Origin of the sequence: Phaeovulum sp. (genome assembly GCF_030684035.1) — a bacterium.
Taxonomy (GTDB): Bacteria; Pseudomonadota; Alphaproteobacteria; order Rhodobacterales; family Rhodobacteraceae; genus UBA6213.
The window spans coordinates 1-22672 of the sequence record NZ_JAUXPI010000046.1 but is presented as its reverse complement, the minus strand read 5'-3'; the positions used below and the strand labels follow the sequence as shown (position 1 = coordinate 22672).

22 protein-coding genes and 1 pseudogene are annotated in these 22672 nt (G+C 65.9%); 6 read left to right on the top strand and 17 right to left on the bottom strand.

Going from position 1 to position 22672, the window contains the following annotated elements:
- The first annotated feature begins 132 nt into the window (after positions 1-132).
- From Q8J98_RS10995 to Q8J98_RS10980, 4 genes are all read left to right on the top strand, one after another.
- The gene (locus Q8J98_RS10995) at positions 133-801 is read left to right on the top strand and encodes a hemolysin III family protein (RefSeq protein ID WP_305294378.1); all 669 of its coding nucleotides are present in this window, start codon (positions 133-135) and stop codon (positions 799-801) included.
- A gap of 69 nt (positions 802-870) precedes the next feature.
- A complete protein-coding gene (locus tag Q8J98_RS10990; RefSeq protein ID WP_305294377.1) occupies positions 871-1827 on the top strand; it encodes a GAF domain-containing protein in 957 nt (318 codons plus the stop codon).
- Positions 1828-1971: 144 nt separating this feature from the next.
- Complete coding sequence (gene adh, locus Q8J98_RS10985; protein WP_305294376.1) at positions 1972-3489, top strand: aldehyde dehydrogenase; 1518 nt, start codon at positions 1972-1974, stop codon at positions 3487-3489.
- A 77-nt stretch (positions 3490-3566) separates the two neighbouring features.
- Positions 3567-3917 (top strand): DUF779 domain-containing protein, encoded by a 351-nt coding sequence (locus tag Q8J98_RS10980; protein WP_305185483.1) that lies wholly within the window; start codon positions 3567-3569, stop codon positions 3915-3917.
- A gap of 8 nt (positions 3918-3925) precedes the next feature.
- Here the strand turns inward: Q8J98_RS10980 and Q8J98_RS10975 are convergent, their stop codons facing one another.
- From Q8J98_RS10975 to Q8J98_RS10905, 15 genes are all read right to left on the bottom strand, one after another.
- Positions 3926-4267, bottom strand: a complete 342-nt coding sequence (locus Q8J98_RS10975) for a DUF4387 domain-containing protein (RefSeq protein WP_305185484.1) — start codon at positions 4265-4267, stop codon at positions 3926-3928.
- 8 nt (positions 4268-4275) lie between these two features.
- The gene (locus Q8J98_RS10970) at positions 4276-5634 is read right to left on the bottom strand and encodes an acyclic terpene utilization AtuA family protein (RefSeq protein WP_305294375.1); all 1359 of its coding nucleotides are present in this window, start codon (positions 5632-5634) and stop codon (positions 4276-4278) included.
- Positions 5635-5788: 154 nt separating this feature from the next.
- The gene (locus Q8J98_RS10965; RefSeq protein ID WP_305294374.1) at positions 5789-6772 is read right to left on the bottom strand and encodes a sigma-54-dependent Fis family transcriptional regulator; all 984 of its coding nucleotides are present in this window, start codon (positions 6770-6772) and stop codon (positions 5789-5791) included.
- Positions 6773-6800: 28 nt separating this feature from the next.
- Positions 6801-7865: a C45 family peptidase gene (locus Q8J98_RS10960; protein ID WP_305294373.1), complete on the bottom strand. Its 1065-nt coding sequence runs from the start codon at positions 7863-7865 to the stop codon at positions 6801-6803.
- Complete coding sequence (locus tag Q8J98_RS10955; protein ID WP_305294372.1) at positions 7862-8872, bottom strand: ABC transporter ATP-binding protein; 1011 nt, start codon at positions 8870-8872, stop codon at positions 7862-7864. Before Q8J98_RS10955 ends, Q8J98_RS10960 begins: the two co-directional genes overlap by 4 nt.
- Positions 8869-9861, bottom strand: a complete 993-nt coding sequence (locus Q8J98_RS10950) for an ABC transporter ATP-binding protein (RefSeq protein WP_305294371.1) — start codon at positions 9859-9861, stop codon at positions 8869-8871. The genes Q8J98_RS10955 and Q8J98_RS10950 overlap by 4 nt, the downstream gene beginning before the upstream one ends.
- Entirely contained in the window at positions 9858-10739 is an 882-nt protein-coding gene (locus Q8J98_RS10945) for an ABC transporter permease (RefSeq protein ID WP_305185490.1), read from the bottom strand. Before Q8J98_RS10945 ends, Q8J98_RS10950 begins: the two co-directional genes overlap by 4 nt.
- A gap of 2 nt (positions 10740-10741) precedes the next feature.
- A complete protein-coding gene (locus Q8J98_RS10940; protein WP_305185491.1) occupies positions 10742-11749 on the bottom strand; it encodes an ABC transporter permease in 1008 nt (335 codons plus the stop codon).
- A 25-nt stretch (positions 11750-11774) separates the two neighbouring features.
- On the bottom strand, positions 11775-13310 hold the full coding sequence (locus Q8J98_RS10935; protein ID WP_305294370.1) for an ABC transporter substrate-binding protein: 1536 nt from the start codon (positions 13308-13310) through the stop codon (positions 11775-11777).
- Positions 13311-13539: 229 nt separating this feature from the next.
- Positions 13540-14871, bottom strand: coding sequence for an RNA polymerase factor sigma-54 (gene rpoN / locus Q8J98_RS10930; protein ID WP_305294369.1), 1332 nt, complete (start codon positions 14869-14871; stop codon positions 13540-13542).
- A 183-nt stretch (positions 14872-15054) separates the two neighbouring features.
- A complete protein-coding gene (locus Q8J98_RS10925) occupies positions 15055-16959 on the bottom strand; it encodes a cation-translocating P-type ATPase (protein WP_305294368.1) in 1905 nt (634 codons plus the stop codon).
- A 128-nt stretch (positions 16960-17087) separates the two neighbouring features.
- The gene (locus Q8J98_RS10920) at positions 17088-18119 is read right to left on the bottom strand and encodes an LLM class flavin-dependent oxidoreductase (RefSeq protein ID WP_305294367.1); all 1032 of its coding nucleotides are present in this window, start codon (positions 18117-18119) and stop codon (positions 17088-17090) included.
- An 83-nt stretch (positions 18120-18202) separates the two neighbouring features.
- A complete protein-coding gene (locus tag Q8J98_RS10915; protein WP_305185496.1) occupies positions 18203-18640 on the bottom strand; it encodes a DUF6789 family protein in 438 nt (145 codons plus the stop codon).
- Positions 18641-18664: 24 nt separating this feature from the next.
- Positions 18665-18916, bottom strand: a complete 252-nt coding sequence (locus Q8J98_RS10910; protein WP_305294366.1) for a zf-HC2 domain-containing protein — start codon at positions 18914-18916, stop codon at positions 18665-18667.
- Between the two features lie 112 nt (positions 18917-19028).
- Positions 19029-19589: an RNA polymerase sigma factor gene (locus Q8J98_RS10905; protein WP_305294400.1), complete on the bottom strand. Its 561-nt coding sequence runs from the start codon at positions 19587-19589 to the stop codon at positions 19029-19031.
- 257 nt (positions 19590-19846) lie between these two features.
- On the opposite strand from Q8J98_RS10905, the gene Q8J98_RS10900 reads away from it, so the two are divergent.
- Positions 19847-20821: a DUF3179 domain-containing protein gene (locus tag Q8J98_RS10900; RefSeq protein WP_305294365.1), complete on the top strand. Its 975-nt coding sequence runs from the start codon at positions 19847-19849 to the stop codon at positions 20819-20821.
- Positions 20822-21181: 360 nt separating this feature from the next.
- Here the strand turns inward: Q8J98_RS10900 and Q8J98_RS10895 are convergent, their stop codons facing one another.
- Positions 21182-21868 carry a hypothetical protein gene (locus tag Q8J98_RS10895; RefSeq protein ID WP_305294364.1) on the bottom strand — a complete coding sequence of 229 codons (687 nt, stop codon included), beginning with the start codon at positions 21866-21868 and terminating at the stop codon, positions 21182-21184.
- Positions 21858-22211: a hypothetical protein gene (locus Q8J98_RS10890; RefSeq protein ID WP_305294363.1), complete on the bottom strand. Its 354-nt coding sequence runs from the start codon at positions 22209-22211 to the stop codon at positions 21858-21860. Before Q8J98_RS10890 ends, Q8J98_RS10895 begins: the two co-directional genes overlap by 11 nt.
- 170 nt (positions 22212-22381) lie before the next feature.
- Between Q8J98_RS10890 and Q8J98_RS10885 the strand changes: the two are divergent.
- Positions 22382-22672, top strand: a pseudogene (locus Q8J98_RS10885) (hypothetical protein); the annotation flags it as partial.

Below are 22672 nucleotides of genomic sequence, written 5' to 3'. Positions count from 1 at the left end.
TGCTGCCCGGAGTCGCTGCGACCCCCGGCGGAGACCGGTGCTTGACCCTACGTCGCCCGAACCTGCCCCTACGCGCGGCGACCAAACCGCGTTATGTTACGCTTCTGCCCTTCACGAACGCTGGATATGCCGATGTCACTGCCCGAAGCCCACCCCCGCCTGCACAAGCGGCAGCCGAGCCAGGGCGAGATCGTCGCCGATGGCGTGGTGCATATTGCCGCGATTCTTGCCGGGCTGATCGCCTTTGCCGCGCTTTTCACCTATATCGCGCTACACGGATCGGCGGGCTATGGCATTGCCACCGGCATCTACGCGGCGGGCTTTTTTGCCATGTTCGGGTTTTCCTGCGCCTATAACCTCACCCCGCCGTCGCCGCTCAAATGGCTGCTGCGGCGGTTCGACCATTCAGCGATCTATTTCATGATTGCCGGCACCTATACGGCGCTTCTGGCGATGCTCGGCAATCAGGTCTGGAATTGGCTGCTGATCGGCGTCGTCTGGGCCGGGGCGCTTGGCGGCAGCGCGATCAAGATCTGGCTGCCGGGGCGCTTCGACAGGCTGGCGATCGCGCTTTATCTGGTTCTGGGATGGGCGGCGCTGGCCGCGATCAAGCCGGTAGCCACCGCGCTGCCGCTTGCCACGTTGGTTCTGGTGGTGGTCGGGGGGCTGCTCTATTCGGTCGGCGTCATCTTTTACAAATGGCACAGCCTGAAGTTCCAGAACGCGATCTGGCACAGCTTTGTCGCCGCCGCCGCCGCCTGCCATTACGCGGGCATCGCCGTGGCGGTCAGCGCCTCCTGAGCGCGGCCCGAGGATTTTCATTGGACAGAAACCACGCGGCGGCACATTCTGCGCGCGGGGAGATTTCCGATGACCATACCGCGCAGCCATGCCGACCGCGTGCTTGCCGCCATTCGTGCGGGCGAGGCCACGCATTCGCGCATTGTCGCATCGTGGAGCCGGTCGGCAGAGCTTTACGGGCTGGATGCCGGGGCACCGGTGAAACCGCAGCGCCTGAGCGAGCAGGAGTTCCGCGCCGCGCGCGAACGCATGGAGCCGATCATCCGCGCTGCGGGAACCAGCCTTGACGATCTTTTTCAGGCGGTTGGCGGGGTCGGCTGCTGCGTGCTGATGGCCGACTGCGACGGCGTACCAGTGGAACGGCGCGGCAAACCCGCCGATGACCGCGATTTTTCCGATTGGGGCCTGTGGACCGCAACCCGCTGGGGCGAGGCCGAAATGGGCACCAACGCGATCGGCACCTGCCTGAGCGAACAGCGCCCCACCAAGGTGCACCGTGACCAGCATTTCCTCGCCCGCAATGCCGCGATCAGTTGCATGAGCGCGCCGCTACACGGTGCCGATGGCAGGCTTGCCGGGGTGCTCGACGTTTCATCCTGCCGGGCCGATCTGACCGAGGCGCTGGCCGAACTGATCGCGCAGTCAGTCGCGCAGACCGCGCGGCGGATCGAGGCAGAGACCTTCCGGCTGGCGTTTCCGCTCGCCCGCATCGTGATGGTGCCGGGGGCCGAGCGCAGCGCGGGAGCATTGGTGGCCGTCGATGCCGACGATCTGGTGGTGGGTGCCACGCGCGGCGCGCGGCGGGTGCTGGGCCTTTCGGGCGACGTTGCGGCGGCACCGCGCCCGGCGGCCGACCTTCTTGGCCTGCAAAGCGCCGAGACGCTGGATCAGGCCGAGCGCGGGGTGCTGGCGCGGGCGCTGGCGCGCGCCGATGGCAATGTTTCGGCGGCGGCGCGCGGGCTTGGCATTTCGCGCGCAACGATGCACCGCAAGCTGCTCAGGCAGCGGATTGCCCTGCCCGAGTGATGCTGCCGCCAGACTGTCGCAAAGCTGCGACAGGTCGGCCCCGGCATCTTTCCCGCCCATGCTGACAGCGCGGAATTCCTGCCCGCTCATGGTTCGAGGTGCCGCGAGGAGGCGGTGCCTTTGCATCATTCCGGGAGGAACACCATGAACAAGGTCGAACATTTCCGCACCGCAAAATCACCGTTCAAGACGGTCTACGGCAACTTCATCGGCGGCAAGTGGGTGCCCGCCCGGTCGGGCCGCACCTTTGCGAACACCTCGCCGGTCACCGGCCAGGTGATTTGCGAAGTCGCGCGCTCGGACGCCGCCGACATCGAAGCGGCGCTGGACGCAGCACATGCCGCCGCCCCCGCCTGGGGCCGCACCAGCCCCGCCGAGCGGGCGCTGATACTGAACCGGATCGCCGACCGGATGGAGGAAAACCTGAGCCTGCTGGCGACCGCAGAAACCTGGGACAACGGCAAGCCGATCCGCGAAACCACCGCCGCCGACATGCCGCTGGCGATCGACCATTTCCGCTACTTCGCCGGAGCGATCCGGGCGCAGGAGGGCAGCCTGTCGCAGATCGACGACAATACCGTAGCCTACCACTTTCACGAACCGCTCGGCGTTGTCGGCCAGATCATCCCGTGGAACTTTCCGATTCTGATGGCGGTCTGGAAGCTCGCCCCGGCGCTGGCGGCGGGCAACTGCGTGGTGCTGAAACCTGCCGAGCAGACCCCGGCCTCGATCCTGCTCTGGGCCGAGCTGATCGAGGATCTGCTGCCGCCGGGGGTGCTCAACATCGTCAACGGCTTCGGGCTGGAGGCGGGCAAGCCGCTGGCAAGCTCGAACCGCATCGCCAAGATCGCCTTCACCGGCGAGACCACGACCGGGCGGCTGATCATGCAATACGCCGCGCAGAACCTGATTCCGGTAACGCTGGAGCTTGGCGGCAAATCGCCCAACATCTTCTTCAAGGATGTCTGCGACGAGGATGACGACTTCTTCGACAAGGCGATCGAGGGTTTCGTGATGTTCGCGCTCAATCAGGGCGAGGTTTGTACCTGCCCGAGCCGCGCGCTGATTCACGAATCGATCTATGAGCGCTTCATGGAGCGGGCCTTGAAGCGGGTGGCCGCGATCGTGCAGGGCGACCCGCTCGACCCGGCGACGATGCTTGGCGCGCAGGCGTCAGGCGAGCAGATGGAAAAGATTCTCTCCTACTTCGACATCGGTCGCAAGGAGGGTGCCGAAGTGCTTACCGGCGGCGCGCGGCGGCAGATGACCGGCGGGCTGGAGGGTGGTTTCTACGTTCAGCCGACGGTGTTCAAGGGCCACAACCGGATGCGGGTGTTTCAGGAGGAAATCTTCGGGCCGGTCGTTTCGGTCACCACCTTCAAGGACGATGACGAGGCGCTGCGCATTGCCAATGACACGCTCTACGGTCTTGGGGCCGGGGTCTGGAGCCGCAATGTCAACACCTGCTACCGTTTCGGCCGGGCGATACAGGCGGGCCGGGTCTGGACCAACTGCTACCACGACTACGCCGCGCATGCGGCCTTTGGCGGCTACAAGCTGTCGGGGATCGGGCGGGAAACCCATCTGATGATGCTCGACCACTACCAGCAGGCCAAGAACATGCTGGTCAGCTACAATCCGAAGAAGCTTGGCTTCTTCTGAGCAAGGTGCGGGGGGGCCTCTGCCCCCCCCCCGCACCCCCCCGAGGGTATTGCGGGCAAAGAAGAAAGGGCAGGCTGATGGGCAAGGTTTCCGCGACCCCTGCGGCGCTCGCGCTTCTGGCGGAGATTGTCGCCGAGCACGGGCCGGTGCTGTTTCACCAGTCAGGTGGCTGCTGCGACGGGTCATCGCCGATGTGCTATGCGCTGGGCGATTTGATGATCGGCCCGCATGATGTGCTGCTTGGCGAGATCGGCGGCATGCCGTTCTACATTGCCGCGCGCCAGTATGAGGCTTGGCAGCACACCGATCTGGTGATTGATGCGATCAGCGGGCGCGGTGGCATGTTCAGCCTCGACAATGGCCGCGAGAGACGGTTTCTGACGCGCTCGCAGCTTTGCGCGCCGCCCGCCGATGGTGCGGCAGGCTGAGCCCGGCCTCAGGTGGTCATGTCGATTTCGAAATCGAGGAACGGCGCATATTGTTGCGCGCCGAAAATATCGGCATCGCCCGCACTGCCCGAGGGGCGCAGCCGAAGGATGGTGAACTTGATCGCGTAGCCGGGATCATATTCCACAAAATCGGTCAGCCGCGCGGGATCGACATTGAGCGTGGCGCAGACGCTGTTGCGGTTGAGCGCACCGGAGCGTTTCACCGCCTCATAGGTCGCCTTTTCCCTGAATATGATGTCGAAGGTGATCTTGTCGGTACCGGCGTTTTTCGAGCGGATGGTCTTGGCGAGATCGGCAAGCTTGGTGCGGGTGTTTTTCGGGTTTGTCATGGGGTACCTCAGCCGACAATCGCGCTATGGGTGGGGAACAGTTCCAGCGGGTCGGAAACCGCCATCGTGTGATTGAGCGTCCAGCGATAGGCGGGGCTGGCGAGCAGCACCTCGTCAAGCACGAAGGAAACACCACCGGCGGTGCCCTTCACATCGGGCAGGCGGGCGTAGAAAAGCTGGCGGGTGCCGGTCATGGTCACTTCCTCGGCCATCTCGCGGGTCGGGGCGACGCCCTGCACCACGATCATCAGCTCGTGCCCTGGCTTGTCGCGCAGCGGTTCCATATCGCCCATCACGCCATCGCGGCCAAAGACGTTGTAGTGCAATTCCCAGCCAGTATCGCCGAAACGTTCGCGGGTCTGGGTGCGCGCCCAGTCGATCACCCGATCGACATTGGCGATGGTGTAGGGGTCGCGGATGCCCGCCATGCCCACATACCGCTCGCCGACCTTGCCGGAGCCTTCGAGCTTTACCCGAAAGTCGGTGGCGGGCACGAATTGCATGCCGGTGACGCGGGTGGTCTTTTCGCTGACCTGCGAATAGTCGCAATGGGTCATGTCAAGCATGCCGCCAGCGACGAATTCGTGGTAGGGGTTGGAGCGTTCATACATCGCGTGACCGGCGACCGAGGCGATGGTGCAGCGCTGAAAATCGGCCATCGCGGTGACTTCGACAAAATCCTGGGTGATCTCGCCCATCACGGTTTCCTTGGCACCGTAAGGTTCGGCGCAGAACGAAGCGCATTCGAGCACCTTGCCGAGGTAATAGCTTTCCGCCTCGGGGTAGCCCTTGAACAGCGCTGCGGCGGCAAAAATGGCGCTGTCGGAGGAGCGCCCGCCGATGATCACATCGCAGCCTTCTTCCAGCAGCTTGATGAACGGATGCACCCCGGCCATGGCGACGATGCGCGAGGTGGCATCAAGTTCGGCTTCGGTCAGGTCTTCGCGCGCATCGAGGCCCTTGATCGGCGAGCCGGAGCGGATTTTTCCGCGCACCATTTCCTTGTCAACCTCGGAATAGAACCAGCCCAGCTTGAAAGGCGCCAGTTGGTGTTCGGCCGCGATTTCGCGGATCATTTCAAGGTACATGTCCACCCGGCTGTTGGTGCCGGTGTCGCCGGAGGAACCGATGATCATCGGCACATTGATGCGGCGCGCCGCCAGCAGCATCTCCTCGAGGTCGTGGCGCTGCCAGGCCTTCGGGCTGGCGCAGGTATCGGCGCCAAGCGGCACCGGGCCGATATCGTCGCTGCCCGAATCGGCGGCAATGAAATCGGGGCGGGTGGCAACGGCAACATGGAAGCTATCCGGCTTCAGCGGCGCAAAGCCGAGGTGGCCATTGGGGCAGATGATCCGGAGCGACGCCATTATGAGCCTCGTGCATGGGTGCGATTGCTTGGGTATATGCACAAAGCGTGCCGCGCGATGGGGTACCGCAAGGGGTTGAGTTGAAAAGCGGATTTTTCTGCTGCTGGCAGCGCTTTGGTGCTTGCGTGAAAACCGCGCACGGGTGCTGCGGTTTTCACGCCGACCCGAGGCCGAGCTTTATCATCTGATGGCGCAGCGCGTGGCGGCTGAGACCAAGCCGGGTCGCTGCCGCTTGCAGGTTGCCGTCGGCGGCGTCGAGCGCGCGTGCCAGCATCAGCCGCTGAAAGGCCTCGGTCGCGTCGCGGAAACTGCCTTCGGGCACGGCGGGCAGCCCCTCGGTGTGCCGCGCCACCGTTGACGCATTGACCGAGCGCAGAATCCGCGCGGGCAGGTGTTGCGGCAGGATCAGATCGTCCTCCTCCAGAATGAAGATGCGTTCCAGCAGGTTTTCCAGCTCGCGCACATTGCCGGGCCAGGCGTAGCGCTGAAAGATATCTTCGGTTTCGGGGGCAAGGCCGGTGATGTTGCGCTTGTACATCACGTTGTATTTGCTAATGAAATACTGCGCGAGCCGAAGCACGTCATCGCCCCGTTCGCGCAGTGCGGGCAGGTTGAGCGCCACCACTTGCAGCCGATAGTAGAGGTCTTCGCGAAACTTGCCCGCGCTGACCTCGGCCAGCAGCACCTTGTTGGTGGCGGCGATGAAGCGCACATCGACCGTGGTCGGCTTGACCGCCCCCACCCGGCGGAATTGCTGGGTATCGAGCAGGCTGAGAAGCTTGGTCTGCAACGGCGGGTCAAGCTCGCGGATCTCGTCAAGAAACACCGAGCCGTTGTTGGCGGCCTCGATCAGCCCGAGCTTGCGTTCGACCGCGCCGGTAAAGGCCCCCCGCTCGTGCCCGAAAAGCTCTGATTCCAGCAGGCTCGCCGGAATCGCGGCGCAGTTGATATCAACGAATTCGCGCGCGGCGCGGGCCGAGGCCTGATGGATCATCCGCGCCACCAGACCCTTGCCAGTTCCGGTTTCGCCGTAGATGAGCACCGTGCGCGCCGGGCTTTTTGCCACCCGCTCGATCAGTTTGCGCAGCGCCTGAATGCTGGGGTGGGTGCCCACCAGTTCGCTTTTGTAGTCGGCCATGCCTCTTCCCATCCGCCCGGTGCCCCGGTCAGGCGGGAAGCGAAATGGTCCGCCACGCCCCGGTGCAGGGATTGCCCTCGCAAAAATCCATCTGCCGCAGGTTACACGAATAGACCGCCGAAGAAATGGTCTCGGCGGCATCCGCATTGCCATGCTGGCAGATCGGGGCGGCTCCGGGCGCGGTTTCGGGGTGGGTGGCCATCAGCTTTCGGGCGCGCGCGCGGGTCCAGCTTGTGCCGGGCAGGCTGCGCGAAAGGTAGCTGAAACGATCCCGCGAATTCGCGGCGATGCTGTCATCGCGCGGCGGCAGGGTATCGGCGGCGGGGCTGCCGGTATAATGGTTGGTGCGCCAGACCTCGGCACCTGTCGCCACCGTCACCCCGCCCGCGCCAAGTTCGATTGCGGCGGTCGCGCCGGAGTGATCGGCGAGCACCAGCGTACCGCCGCCAGCATGTTGGCTGCCACGAACAAAGGCAACGGCTTCGGCCACGGTCTTGCAGCGCGCCAGAAGCCGGGTCATCAGGAAATAGCGCAGCCAGCCGACGCGATGCGTCGCCACCGAAACCTGCGTATCGGCGAGCGCAAGCCCTGCGGCGTTGATGCCGCTGGAATAGGCTCCGGGGCTGCCGAGGCTGCCAAGGCAGAGCATGCCGCCCGAGGTCACATCGGGGCCGGTATGGCGTGCCAGCGTCTGGATGCCCAGATGCAGGCCGGAATAATCGCGGTTTTTCACCACCAGCGGGCCATCGGGGCCTGCGGCGACGGCCCAGGCGGAACAGCCGTCGACAAGTTCGGCACCGCCCTTGAGGTCGCGCAACGTTCCAAGGTGGAGATGCGCGAAAAGCTCGGCCTCGGGCAGCGCGAAGCCCTCGGCGATGCCGAGAAGTTCCGACATGCCTTCGGGGTCATGCAGCGCCATGAAGGCGCGCTGCGCGGCCAGATAGCCGCGCGAGGCTTCGTCCAGAAGGCCCTCGGCGCGCGCCGTTTCGACCCGGCCAACGGTGGCGGCGCGCAGCTGCGGCCCCTGCCCCGCCGCCGCCTGACCGCGACCGCGCGCATAGGCCGAGCCGGAAAGCACAAGATCAATGCTCATGCGCCGGCCCCGTCGAGCAGGTTCAGCCCTTCGGCAAGCCTGTGGCAGGCCGCCTGATGCCCCGGCCCGACGCTTTCGCTGACCGGTTCGCGAACGCGGCAAATGTCGGTCGCCAGCGGGCAGCGGGTGTGGAATTTGCAGCCCGCGGGCGGGTTGAGCGGCGACGGCAGATCGCCCGCAAGCCGCACCCGCGCGCGCCGCCCCTGCGGCTCGATCTCGGGCACCGCGGAAAGCAGGCTCTGGGTATAGGGGTGGCGCGGATTTGCCAGTACGTCCTCCACCGGACCCATCTCGACGATCTCGCCCAGATACATCACAGCGACCCTGTCGCTGAGATAGCCTATCACCGAAATATCATGCGAAATGAAAAGGTAAGTCAGTCCCATCTCGCGCTTGAGTTCCAGCAAGAGCGCGATGATCTGCGCCTGAATCGAAACGTCGAGCGCCGAAACCGGTTCATCGCAGACGATGAATTCGGGGTTCGACACCAGCGCCCGGGCAATGCCGATGCGCTGGCGCTGGCCGCCTGAAAACTGGTGCGGGTAGCGGTCAAGCTGGTTCGCCTTCAGCCCTACCCTTTCGACGATCCGCGCGGTGATGGCACGGGCTTCCTCGCCGCTCGCCAGACCGTGCAGCTTCAGCGGCAGGCCGACGATCTCGGCCACGGTGCGGCGCGGGTTGAGGCTGGCGTAGGGATCCTGAAAGATGATCTGCATCCGGCGGCGCATGTTTTTCAGCGCCAGCGGATCAAGCGCGGTCACATCGGTGCCGTCAAAGGTGACCTTGCCCGCATTCGGTTCATTGAGCCGCAGGATCGCACGGCCAAGCGTGGATTTGCCGCAGCCGGATTCGCCGATCAGGCCGAGGATTTCGCCCTTGCCGACGCTCAGGCTGACGTCATTGACCGCGCGCACCACGGTATGGGGCACGCCGGTCATGCGCTCGATCAGGCTGCGGCGGCCTTCGTAGTGCTTGGAAAGGTGCTCGACCTGCAAAAGCGGCGTCATGCGGGCACCTCGTCAAGCAATATGCAGCGCGCCATGCGCCCCTCGCCCGCCGCGCGCATGGCGACCGGGGCAAGGCACGCCTCGCGGCGAACGGGGCAGCGCGAATAGAAGCGGCACTGCGGCGGCATGCCGATCAGGTCGGGCACCTGCCCCTCGATCGGGCGGATCGGCTGGCCGCGCAGGCCGGGGCGCGGGATCGAGGCCAGCAGGCCGCGGGTGTAGGGGTGGCGGGGGTGCGCGATGACCTCGGCGGTGGGGCCGGATTCGACCACCTGCCCGGCATACATCACCATCACCCGGTCGCAATGCTCGGCGACCACGCCAAGGTCGTGGGTGATCAGCACGACGCTCATGCCCAGCCGCCCACGAATTTCGGTGATGAGTTCCAGCACCTGCGCCTGAATGGTCACGTCAAGCGCGGTGGTCGGCTCGTCGGCAATCAGCAGCTTGGGGCGGCAGGCAAGCGCGATGGCGATCATGATGCGTTGGCGCATGCCGCCGGAAAATTCATGCGGATACTGGCGCAGGCGGCTTTCGGCAGATGGGATGCCGACGAGGCCAAGCATTTCCACCGATTTCGCGCGGATCGCCGCGCGCCGGGCGCGGCCACGGGTGGGCAAGGTTTCGTCATGCGCCTCAAGCGCCTCGGAAATCTGTTCGGCCACGGTCAGCGCCGGGTTGAGCGCGGTCAGCGCGTCCTGCATGGTCATGGCAATTTCCTTGCCACGCACGGCGCGCATTTCGCGTGGGGTCAGGGCGCGCAGATCGCGCCCGTCAAACAGTATCTGGCCTTCGGCCACCCTGCCGGGGCTGCGCACGAGGCCCATGACCGAGGCGAAGGTGACCGATTTGCCCGAGCCGCTTTCGCCGACGATGCCAAGGCATTCGCCGCGCCGCACCTCGACATCGACGCCATCGACCGCCCAGACTTCACCGGCGCGAGTATGAAACACGGTGCGCAACCCGCGCACTTCCAGCAGCGCGCTCATTCGTGGAACCTCGGGTCGAAGGCATCGCGCAGGCCCTGGCTCGCCACGTTGATTGCCAGCACCAGCAACAGGATCGCAAGGCCCGGGAAGGTCGAAACCCACCAGGCTTCCAGAATGAAGGCGCGGCCGTCGGAAACCATGCTGCCCCAGCTTGCCATCGGCGGCTGCACGCCAAGCCCGAGGAACGAAAGCGAGGCTTCGAGGATGATCACATTCGCCATCCGGATGGTGGAAACCACAACCACCGGCGAGAGGATGTTGGGCAGGATCTCGCGCAGCATGATGTGGCGTGGCGAGGCACCAAGCGCGCGCGCCGCCTCGACATATTCCAGCTCGCGCACGGCAAGGGTTTCACCCCGCACCACGCGCGCCGGGATCACCCATTCCTTGTAGGCGAGCGCCAGAATGATGTTGCCAAGCCCCGGCCCCATCATCGCCATCAGGCCGATCGCAAAGATCAGGTAGGGGAAGCCCAGCAAGATATCGACGATGCGCGAAATCACCACATCGACCCAGCCGCGCAGATAGCCCGCAGCAAGCCCCGCCACGATGCCGATGCCGGTCGCCACCACGATTACCGTGACGCCGACGAATATGGAAATGCGCGCGCCGTAGATGATGCGCGAAAAGATGTCGCGGCCAAGCGCATCGCAACCCAGAAGAAAGCCCCACTCGCCGCCATCTACCCAGGCAGGCGGTTGCAGGCGGCGGAAAAGGTCGGTCTCATAGGGGTTTTGCGGCGCAAGCCAGGGCGCGAAGACGGCCATCAGCACGAACAGAAGCACCACAATGGCGCTGCCCATTGCCAGACGGTTGCCCGCGAAGCTCGCCAGATTGCGGCGAAAGATCGAATCTGCGGCAGCGGGTGTGCTTGCCATGCTCACAGCTTCACCCGCGGGTTGAGAACCGTGTAGAGAATGTCGGCGAAGAAGTTCAAGAGCACATAGATCACCGCGTAAAGCAGCACTGCGGCCTGCACCAGCGGGTAGTTGCGCAGAAAGATGCTTTCCACCACCAGCCGCCCGAGGCCGGGCCAGCCGAACACGGTTTCAACGATCATGTTGCCGCCCAGAAGGCTGCCGGTTTCAATCGCGGCCACCGAAACCGTGGGAATTAGCGCGTTTTTCAGCGCGTGGCGAAACAGCACCCGGCGGCGCGAAAGGCCCTTGGCATCGGCAAAGGTCACATAATCTTGCCGCAGCACCTCCAGCATCGAGGTGCGGGTGACGCGCATCAGGATCGCGGTCATCGGCAGGCCAAGCGTGACGGCGGGCAGGATGATATGTTTGAACGCGTCCCAGAAGGCGGGAAGGTTGCCGCGCAAAAGCGTGTCGATCAGCAGAAAGCCGGTGATCGTTTCGATCTCGCTCGAATAGCCGATGCGGCCCGAGACCGGCAGAATGTGCCACTGCACCGCGAACAGCATGATCAGCAGGATGCCGAACCAGAACCCCGGCAGCGATACCCCAAGCAGCGAGCCGACGGTGGCGAGCTTGTCGAAGATCGAGTTCTTGCGGATCGCCGCGAGCACACCAAGCGGGATCGCGGTCACCAGCGCCACGATGAGCGCAACGAGGCTAAGCTCGATGGTGGCGGGCAGGCGTTCGGAAATGACATCGGCAACCGGGCGGCGGTGGTAGAAGCTCTGCCCGAAATCGCCCTGCAAGGCGTTGCCGAGAAAGACGAAAAAGCGCTCGACTATGGGCCTGTCGAGGCCGAGGCCGCGGCGCAGTTCCGCTTCCTGTTCCGGGGTGATGTTCTGGTCCCCGATCATGATCTGCACCGGGTCGCCGGGGGTCAGCGCCATCATCACGAAGACGATGAGGCTGACACCCAGAAGAACGGGCACGAGTTGCAGCAGGCGTTCGATCAGCTTGCCAAGGCTCATGCCCGTTCCTCCTGGTTGGCGGCGCTTACTTCAGGCAGGCGTCATGCAGGTTGATGCGGCTGTCGGCGCTCGGCTGCCAGCCGGTCACGCGGTCGGATACTCCGTAAATGTCCTGCGGCACCCAGAGGTAGAGGTAGGGCAGGTCGGCGTTGATCAGCAGTTCCGCTTCCCGATACATGCCCGCGCGCTTGGCCACGTCAAGCTCGGTCGCCGCGGCGTCGAGCAGCGCATCCACCGCCGGGTTCGCATAACCCGCCGAGTTGCCGCGGTCATTGGTGCGGTGGGTGGGGGTGAAGATGTCGAACGGGTCGAGCGAACCGTTGCCCCAGCTGGAGAAGTACATGTCGCCGGTTTTCGGGGCCTTGCCCTGCACCCGCCATTTCGCGGTCAACTGGGCGCTTTCGCCCACCGCGACGGTGGTGCGGATACCGACCTTGGTCAAGAGCGAGGCAATCGCTTCGGCGGTATCCTTGAAGGCACCCTCGGTATCCATGACGATGTCGATACCGTTCGGGAAACCCGCATCGGCGAGAAGTTTCTTCGCCATTTCGGGGTCGTAGCCATAGCTCGGCAACTCGCTCGCGCCAAAAGCGTCGGGCGAGAGGATGCCGTCGATCGGCGCGGCGTTGCCGCCGAGGATCTTGTCGATCAGGAGGTTCTTGTCGATCGCATGGGCGGCGGCCTGGCGCACCCGCGGATCATCGAAATATTCGCCTTCGAGGTTCATCGCCACGAAGAAGCTGCGGGTGCCGTTCACGGTCATCACATGGGTGCCGGCGTTGGCATTGACCTGCGCCATCGAGAAGGCCGGAAGCTCGTTGATGATGTGCACATCACCCGCCAGAAGCGCGGCAACGCGGCTGGCGCTTTCGGGGATGATCTTGAAGATCACCCGGTCAACGCAGGCCGGGCCGACCGGGGCAATATCGGTGGCACCGCCGTAGTAATCGGCAAAGCGTTCCAGAATGACCGATTCGCCCTTGCGCCATTCCACGAGGCGGAACGGGCCGGTGCCGTTTTCGCTGGTGGCGATGCCTTGCGAGCCGTTCGCTTCGACAAAGGCTTTGGAGACGATCTGCTGGTTGGGCAGCATCGCGGGCAGGATCGGCCAAGGTTCCTTGAGCGTGATGCGGACGGTATCGCCGCCCACCACCTCGACCGAGGCAACCGGGCCCATCAGGCTGGCGCGCGGGCTGGTCTGGCCTTCCATCGCGCCTTCGACGGTTACCCGGTCAAGCGTGAATTTCACGTCTTCGGCGGTCATCAGCGAGCCATCGTGAAACTTGATGCCGGCGCGGATCTTGAAGTCATAGACGGTGGGCGAAACCTGGGTCATCGACTCGGCAATTTCGGGCACCACGACCATGTTTGCATCGCGCGTCAGCAAACCGTCATAGAGGTTGCGGATGATGGTTTCGGTTTCCCGCTTGCGGTGGTTGGCGGGGTCGAGCGTATCGGCATCAAGCGTGAAGCCGACCACGAGATCGGCGGCATGGGCACCAGTTGCAACCGGGCCGATTGCCATCGCGGAGGCCAGCAGAAGGCGCTGTAGGGTCGTCATCTTCTATCTCCCTGTGTACTGCGCTCGAAACGGCGCATTCGTCCGGGTCAAGGTGGACAGCTTCCTAGATGCACAAGTCGTGCCACACAGCGCGGCCGGGCTGCGCGCAAAATTTTCGGCGTTTTTCCAAACCTTGGGCGCAGTGCCACGGCGCGCCGCTGCGTCTGGCGGGCGCAATGCGTGAAATGCGCGCACCCCTGTGCAATTTTCGCGCAAGCCATGGTGCCCCTCACCGCTTGCGCCGCGCCGCCGAGCCCGCGATGCCAAGCGCCGCGCGGTATTTGGCCACGGTGCGCCGCGCAAGCACCACACCCCTGGCCTGAAAATGCCGGGCAATGTCGTCATCGCTGAGCGGCCGGGTGCGGTCTTCGGCGGCGATCAGGGCCTGCATCTGGTGCAGCACGCGCTGGGTGGCGACCGGCGCGGCATCCCCGCGCGCGGCCAGCGCGGCGCTGAAGAAATCCCGAAACCTCACCGTGGCGCGCGGCGTTGCCAGCAGCAACCCGGCGGTGACCCGGCTGATCGTGCTCGGGTGCAGACCGGTCGCCTGCGCAATTTCGGCGGCGGTCAGCGGCACCAGCCGCTCTGGCCCGTCGGCGAGAAACCCTGCCTGACGGAGCAGCACTTCGCGGGCGATGCGCAGCGTGGTGGCGTTGCGCCGCGCCACCGCGCGCGCCATCCAGCGGGCATCGCGCAACAATTCGTCGCTGCCACCCTCGGGGGCCTCGCGCAGTTCGATTGCGGGCAGGGTGGAGCGGTTGAGTTCCACCATCCAGCGCCCGCGCTCGCGCCGCACGATCAGGTCCGGCTCGGTGATCGGCGGCGGCGCATCGCCAAAACCCGCGCCGGGCTTTGGGTTCATGGCACGAAGAGCGCGCAGCATTTCCGCCAGCCGCTCTGCGCTACAGCCGCATCGCGCCGCCAGCGCTGCCTGATCGCCCCGCGCCAGCAGCGGCAGGTTGTCGAGCAGGGCGGCGAAATCTGCGGCAAGCAGACCCCGATCCTGCGCTTGCAGCCGCAGGCATTCGGCAAGCGAGCGGGCAAAAAGCCCGGCGGGTTCCGCCTGCTGCAACTCTGCCAGCACCTTTTCGGCGCGGGCCTGGGGCACGCCACAGCCGCGCGCAACCTCGGCAACACTGGCACCAAGCCAGCCGCTCGGCTCCAGCACCGCGACAAAGGCCAACGCCAGCGGGCGGTCGGCGGGATCGCGCACGAGCAGGCCAAGCTGCGCCATGACATGCTCCACCAGCCCCGGCTCGGGGGCCGCAGCGCGCTCTGCCGCGTCGGCCCCCGAACTGCTGCTGCCCCCAGAGATCGGCGCGGGAGCTGGCGCTGCGGCCCCGGCAGGCGGCGCGGCAAGAAACTGGTCAAGCCAGTTCCGTGCCAGCGCAGGGCGCGGCGCGGCGGCCAGCACCAGATGCGGGTTGGCGGCGGCAAAGCTTGCCAGATGCTCGGAAAGCTGCTGGTTGCCCAGCCGCAAAAGCCCGATGGCCTGCCGCAGCCGACTGGTCATGGCAAGCGATCGTGTCTGATAGGCACCAAGCTCCAGCCGGGTTTCCATGCCGCTCCTCAAATCCGCGTTGCCCCAGTCTGGCTGCAAGCGGCGGCGCGGGCAAGCACCGGGTGCGAGACCGTGACCCCGAACAACGCGCGCCCCGCCCGCCGTGCCCTCCCACCGCACCAGGCACCGCCAGCGTGGCCGCGGCGATTACCGCCATCAGAATGCCAAGCGGCACCCCCTGCCTTAACGAGGCCTGCGGTCTGACCGGATCGGGTCGGCGAGCAGCCGGAGCCCGTTCAGCACCACCAGAATCGTGCCGCCCTCATGGCCGATCACCGCAACCGGCAGTGGCAGTTCAAACGCCAGCGCACCCGCCACCAGCACCACCATTGCGCCGACGGCAAAGAACAGGTTGGCGCGGATGATGCGCTGCGTGCGGCGGGCAAGCCGAAGTGCTGCGGCAAGCCGGGTCAGATCGTCCGACAGGAGCGCCACATCGGCGGCGGCAAGCGCCACATCGCTGCCCGCGGCCCCCATCGCTATGCCCACGTCGGCGCGCGCCAGCGCCGCCGCGTCATTCACCCCGTCGCCGACAAAAGCCACCCGCGCCTCGGAGGCAAGCGCGGCCACCAGCCGCAGCTTGTCCTCGGCCAGAAGGTTCGCGTGGGTGTCATCGGGCGCAAAGCCAAGCTCTTCCCCGATCTTCTCTGCCACTTCGCGGCGGTCGCCGGTCATCATCACCTGCCGCGCGATGCCGACGCGGCGCAGCGCCGCAAGCCCTTCGGGGGCCGAAGCGCGGGCCCCATCGGCCAGACCGATTGCGCCCAGAAGCTGCGGCCCGCGACCGACCCAGACCACGGTTTCCGCCGAGTTGGCAAGTGCGGCAAGCGGCGGTGCCGCGGCCCCTGCATCCGCCAGCATCCGCGCCATCATCCGCTCATTTCCCGCCCAGACGAGGCTTTCTCCGGCCATTCCGGCGATGCCCTCGCTGGTGACCGCGGTTACCTCGAACACCGCGACAGGTTGAATGCCGCGCGCCACGGCGGCGTGGCGAATGGCACCTGCAACCGGGTGTTCGGAATGCGCCTCAAGGCCCGCGGCAAGCGCCAGCAGCGCCGCTTCGCTGCCCTCCAGCGCCACCACGCGGCGCAATTCGGCGCGGCCGGTGGTCAGCGTGCCGGTTTTGTCGAAGGCAAATATCCCCGCCTCGGCAAGGGTTTCCAGTGCCGCACCGCCCTTGAACAGCACACCACCGCGTGCCGCCGCCGAAAGCGCCGAAAGCATCGCGGCGGGCACCGATATCACGATGGCGCAGGGGCTGGCCGCCACCAGAAGTGTCGCGGCGTGGTAAAGCGCCGATTGCGGCGTGTAGCCAAGCCAGAGGAACACCCCGTAGGCAAGCGCCGCGCCCGCCAGCACCGCCAGGGTATAGCGCTGTCCGAACCAGTCGCCGAACCGCTCCGAAGGGGCGCGCTCGGCTTGCGCGCGGGTGACCATTGCGATCATCCGCGCCACCGTGCTTTCGCCAAGCGCCCGCATCACCTCGATCTCGAGCACCGCGGTCAGGTTCACCGTCGCCTCGAAAACCGCATCGCCCGCGCCCTTGCGCACCGGCATTGATTCGCCGGTAATCGTCGCCTCGTCGATTTCGCCTTCGCCAATGCGGATTGCGGCATCGACGGGCACCCGCATGCCGGGCCGCAAGAGCACCCGGTCGCCGGGGGCAAGGCTGGCAACCGGCACTTCGCGCAACCCGCCATCGGGGCCACGCAGAAGCGCCGTATCAGGGCGCAGCGCCATCAGCGCCTCGACCGCGCGGCGTGCCTTGCCCATCGCGCGCGCTTCCAGTGCGCCCGCCGCCGCGAAAAGCGTGAGCAACACCGCGCCTTCAAGCGCCGCCCCGACCGCCGCTGCGGCAACCGCCGCCAGCACCATCAGAAGGTCGATCGCCAGCACCCGGTGGCGCACCAGCGCCAGCCCGGCGCGCAGCGACGCGGGAATGCCGCCCGCCGCATAGACCAGCACCAGCCCTGCCACCAGCGCGGGCCTGAAGGGGAATACAAAGGTCGCCAGAAGCGCCAGCGCCAGCCCGCCGAGCGCGACCAGCGCCAGCGGCGTCACGCCTTGGTCTGCACCTGTTTTCGACATTGCCTGCCCTTGGTCCCGCACCGCGGGACCGCCCGACGGGGCAGCCGCCGCGGGCGCTCGGCACCAATCTGCGCCCCTTGGCGCGGGCTCCGCAATGCGGTCATAGCGCCTGCGGCAATAGGCCCGCCTCAGGCCAGAAGCGCACGCACCCGGGGAATGACCACACTGCCATAAAGCCCGATCGAGCGCATCAGCGCCGCATGTGGCAGCGGCCCCATGGAATATTTCAGATCGAACCGCGCCAGCCCGAGCGTGCGCGTGGTCGCCGCGATCTTTCGCGCCACGGTTTCGGGGGCACCCACATAGAGCGCGCCGTGCTCGATCTCGCGTTCAAAATCGGCCCGGGTGATCGCGGGCCAGCCACGTTCGCGGCCAATCCGGTCATGCAGCGCCTTGTAGGCGGGAAAGGCCTCGGCTTGCGCCTCGGCATCAGTCGGCGCGATGTGGCCGGGCGAATGCACGCCCAGGGGCTGCGGCGCTTTGCCGATCTCGGCATAGGAACGCTGGTAAAGATCGACGAAGGGCAAAAAGCGGCGCGCGCTGCCACCGATGATCGCCAGCATCATCGGCAGGTCGTGGCGCACCGCACGCAGCACCGAACCCGGGCTGCCGCCGACCCCGATCCAGGTTTTCAGCCCGCCCGGACCAAGCGGCGGCCAGACCCGCTGGCGGCGCAGCGGGGCGCGGCTTTGCCCGCTCCACGTCACCTCGGGCTGGCGGATCAGCGCGGCGAAAAGCGCAAGCTTTTCCTCGAACAGCGCCTCGTAATCATCGAGGCTGAAGCCGAACAGCCCATAGCTTTCGGTGAACGAGCCGCGCCCGAGCATCACCTCGGCCCGCCCCTCGGAAAGCGCATCAAGCGTGGCAAAGCGCTGGAACAGCCGCACCGGGTCGTCGGTGGAAAGCACCGTTACAGCGGTGCCAAGGCGGATCCGGCGGGTACGCCCGGCAATTGCGGCCAGCACCACCTCGGGCGCGGAAATGGCAAAATCGTCGCGGTGGTGTTCGCCCAGACCGATGAAATCAACCCCGACCTCGTCGGCCAGCACCGCCTCCTCGACAACATCGCGCAGCACCTCGGGCTGTGGTTTCAGGCGGCCATCCGCGCCGGTGGTGACATCACCGAAAGTGTCGAGGCCAAATTCGAGGCTTTGGGGCATGGTGCGATCCGTTCGTGTGGCTCTGTCGCCTGTCTACCACAAAACCGCGCATGGCAAAGCGGGGCCGAAGCCCCGCCCCACCTTCATGCGGTTGCGGCACCAGGTTGCGACAGGGCGCGAAAGACCCCGCCCAGCACCGCGCCGAAGACGACATGCAACACCAGCGTCATCATTGCGGCCATGATGCCGAAGGCCATGCCGAATAGTCCGGCCCCCGCCATTGGCATGACCACGAGCATCATCATCAGCCAGGCGGCGATGGCGAACACGATACCCTTGCCAATAGCGCCACCGCCGGGGATCAGGGCGTAGGCGACCGCAAACCCGCCGCCCCAGGCAAGCGTGCCGATCATGAAATGCGCGGCCCAGCCCAGCGCATCGCCGGTGCCCATCATCGCGCCGAGCATCTTGACGACGTCAAGTTCGGGCATCACCCCCATCATCGTTTTTGCCACCATCAGCGCCGACAGAACGACAGTCGCCACGAACCCGGCGACGAGGCCAGCTAGCAGATTTTTCATTCCCATATTCCTTCCCTTGGGGCCTCAGCCGCCCGTTTGCTTGCCTTCGTGAAGCTCGGATAGGATGGCGCTGATGCGCAGATCGTCCGCATCCTGCTCCGCCTCGGCCTCGCCTGCGGCCTCGGTCAGTCCGCGCGTGATGCGCATCTGGCCGATGAACCGCTCGCAGCCCTTGCACATCGCCAGGTGCATCCGCATCTGGAGCATGTCCCAGGCTCCAAGCTCGCCGTCGATCATGGCGCTTGCGCGTTGGGCAACTTCCTTGCAGCTCAGCATCTGGCGAAGTCCTTTTCTCGTGCTTCACCCGATGAGGACATGCCAGCCCTGCGCGCGTTACAGCATGGCGAAAAATAGGCGCAAATCTGCGGTGTGCAAGCCGCGCCCCGGTTCATGCCAGACCATCCACCGCTGCCCGCACTGTTAGCCGCGCGCGGTGCAAAAGCACGCGCATATTGCCTTCTGTGATCCCGAGAATTGCACAGACCTCGTCCGCCTCAAGCCCCTGTTGGCCCCGCAGCACCAGCACCGAACGCTGCGCCGGCGGCAGGGTTTCGATTGCGGCGGTGACGTGGTGCAACACCGAGCGCCCGGCAATGATCCGCTCGGCGGTGATTTCCTCCCAAAGCTCGGGCATGTCCTTCCAGCGGCCGCGACCGTCGAAGGCGGCAGCAAGGTTGTCATCTTCTCCCGCGCCATCGAACGAGACCGAGCGGCCATCGCGCCCGGCGCGGGTGCGGGCCTTGTTGAGCACGATGGTAAAAATCCAGCCCGCCAGCGACGAGCGGCCCTCGAAGCCGCCGATGTTTTTCAGCACCGACACCCAGGCATCCTGAGTGACCTCTTCGGCACTTGCGCGGCTGCGCAAGATGCCGGTGGCAAAGCGCACCATGGCGGCGTTGTGCTTGCGATAAATCGCTTCAAAGGCGGCGCGGTCGCCCGATGCGAGCATGCGCAGCAACGCGGCCTCTGCGTCCCGGTCTTGCCGCTTGCTCTCGCGCACCCTTCGCACCCCCGCCGTTGCGACCGCAGCTTCGTGAAATCTGCGCGCGAATTCAACCGCTCAATGCTTCGTGAAGCCGCGTGATTTGTGTTTGGCAGAGTTCCGCCACAGCTTGAGCCATGCCGACCACCGCCCGAGACCCCGCGCGAGCAGGGCGCAGGGGCCTCCGCGGTGGCTGGCACGACACCTTTTGGGGAGACCGCAAGATGAAAACCCTGCTCGCAGCGCTCGCCGCTGCCCTGACCCTTGCCGCTACCGCCGCCACTGCCCAGACCGCCCCCGCGGCCTGGCGTGCCGAGTGGCCAGCCACGGATTTCAGCCGCTCATCGGTTGAATTTGCCGAAATCCTTTCCGGCGGGCCGCCGAAAGATGGCATTCCCGCCATCGACGCCCCCCAGTTCCAGACCGTGGCCGCGTTGTCCACCCGCCCCGCCGACCGCGAGCCGGTGATCAGTATTGAGATCGGCGGCCAGGCGCGGGCCTATCCGGTGGCGATTCTGATGTGGCACGAGATCGTCAACGACAGTTTCGCAGGCACGCCGATTGCCGTGACCTATTGCCCCTTGTGCAATTCCGGCATCGTCTTCGACCGCCGTGTGGGGGGCGAAGCCACGACCTTCGGCACCACCGGCAAGCTGCGCAATTCCGATCTGGTGATGTATGACCGCGCCTCGCAAAGCTGGTGGCAGCAGTTCGAGGGCCGTGCCATCATCGGCAAACACATGGGCGAGGAGCTGGTGCGGCTGCCTTCGCGCTTTGAACCTTTCGGCGAATTTGCCGCGCGCCACCCGGATGGCGAAGTGCTGATTGCCTCCAACCGGTTTGGCCGCAGCTACGGAGCCAACCCTTACGAGGGCTATGACAGCCTGCGCCAGCCGTTCCTCTATGACGGTGCCTATGACGGGCCGGGCGAGCCGCTGATGCGGGTGGTGGCAATCGAGGGCCTGCCCGATGCCTGGAGCTTTGCCTATGTGCAGGCCCATGCGCCCTTCGAGGTCGGCGGGTTCAGGGTCGAATGGCAGGCGGGCCAGGCCTCGGCGCTCGATACGCGGCAGATCAGCGAAGGGCGCGACGTGGGCACGGTAACGGTGACAAGGGGCGGGCAGACGGCAATCTACCATGTGCCCTTTGCCTTTGCCTTCGCGGCCTTCAACCCCGGTGCGACGATCTTCCACGACTGACAGGCTGCTGAAAAAGGTCTTGCCCACATCCCGGGCGGGAAAACGTTCCGGGCCGGACACCGGTTCGGGCGGATCAGGAAAAGCCCTGCTTTTCCCCGCCCGCCGCGACCAAGCTGCAACATGGCCGCCTCCACCTCCACCACGAAAGGTCAGCGCCTGCCCTGGCGGGCGAGAAGCGCCCGCCCTCCGGGTGGCGGGCGCTGACCGGGGGCTTTGGGCCCCCGGCCCGGAAACCCGAAAATCAGCGCATGGCCGAGGCGATGGCCTCGGCCATGGCAGTCGTAGCAGCAACAGCTTCGCGCTTTGGCGTCAGGAACAGGCCATGTCAGGGTCTTTCCGCGGCCCGCCAGGCCGAAGCTTTCAGAACATCGCCATCAGATTGATGTCGAAGCCCCAGATCATCAGCGGCACGGGTGCCACCGCAAGCGCGATGGTGCCCGCCATTGCCCAAGGCCGAAACAGGCGACTCAGCCCCGCCACGAACAGAATGCCGCCACCGCCGCCGATCAGCGCGTTGCCCGGAAGGTTCACCGCCACCGCGATCAGCGCATAGCGATAGCGCGACACGAGGGGCGCGCACCAGCGCGGCAGCCTTGCGCGCAGCAGCGCCAGCCGCGCTTCGCGCGAAAGCGGCGCCACCCGTGCCAGCAGATCACCCGCACGGCGAAGCCGCAGGTCGGCAAGCAGCCGCACCAGCCGCGCGTAGGCCAGGCGTTCGCCCAGAACATAGGCCAGCATCAGCCCGGCGTTGGTGGCAAGATAAACGAATGGCGCGATCCACGCGCCTTCAATGGCCAGCAGCGAGAGGCCAATTTCTATTCCCGGCACAAAGGGCGTGGCGATGAGCAGCGCATAGACCGCCAGCAGCAGCAGCAGCATGCCCGCCCGCAAGCCGCCCATTGGCTGGCTTGCGGTCAGCCCGGTCGCCCAGCCGATCAGCAGATGCAGGGCATAAACCACCAGGGCGATCAGCGCCACCCGCCCGAGGCTGCGCCCGATCCAGCCTGCGATGCCGTGCAGGCGCATGCGGTCCGGGTCAGCGGCCATGCGCGGCCCATTGGCAACGGTCGAAGGCGGCATAGGCCAAAAGCTCTTCGTTTCCCCCGGCCCCGACCAGCCTCGAACACCCCTCGACGCTGTCTTCGCGCTCAAACACCGCCACCACCCCGCCCGGCATTCCGGAACTGCTCAGGCAAAGCCTGGCACCCGGGGCAAGCATGGCGCGCGCCCGCACCCCGGCCGCATTCTCTACGGTAAAGACCAAGGCGGCGGCATCGCCGTTTTGCACACAAACCTCGCCCGCAGCAAAACCGGCACTCGGCGCGGCCGCAAGCAGGAATAGCACCGTCGCCAGCCTTCGCACCAAAGCCGCCCCCTTTTTGCCAAGCATGGGACATGACTGCCCCCGGTAATGCGCCATTACAGGTTTTCGCGCAAACGTGAAGCGCAGCTTCCCAAGGCGCTCCCATGCAACCGCCGCTCACGAACAGGTGAACGGTTCTCGTGTAACAAGCCCCGCCGCCCGCAGTCCTGAACGCACCAAACCAGGGAGAACGACCAATGAAATCGAAACTGATTGCAGCCGCCTTCACGCTTTCGCTCGGCATGTCCGGTGCCACTGCGCAGGCCCAGACAATGCCCTTCGGCAGCCCGGCCGATGCCGATTACGCCCAGCTTTTGTGGGATGTGATGACGGCCGCGAAACTGGTCGGGCCGGGGATGATCCACGCTACCCCCTACGAGGGCACCGATCCGCATGGCATGATCCTTGAAACCTTCTACACCACCGCCACGATCAACGGCCATGCGGGCGATCTGATCGTCAAGCGCAACTACGGCCCGGCTGGCGTG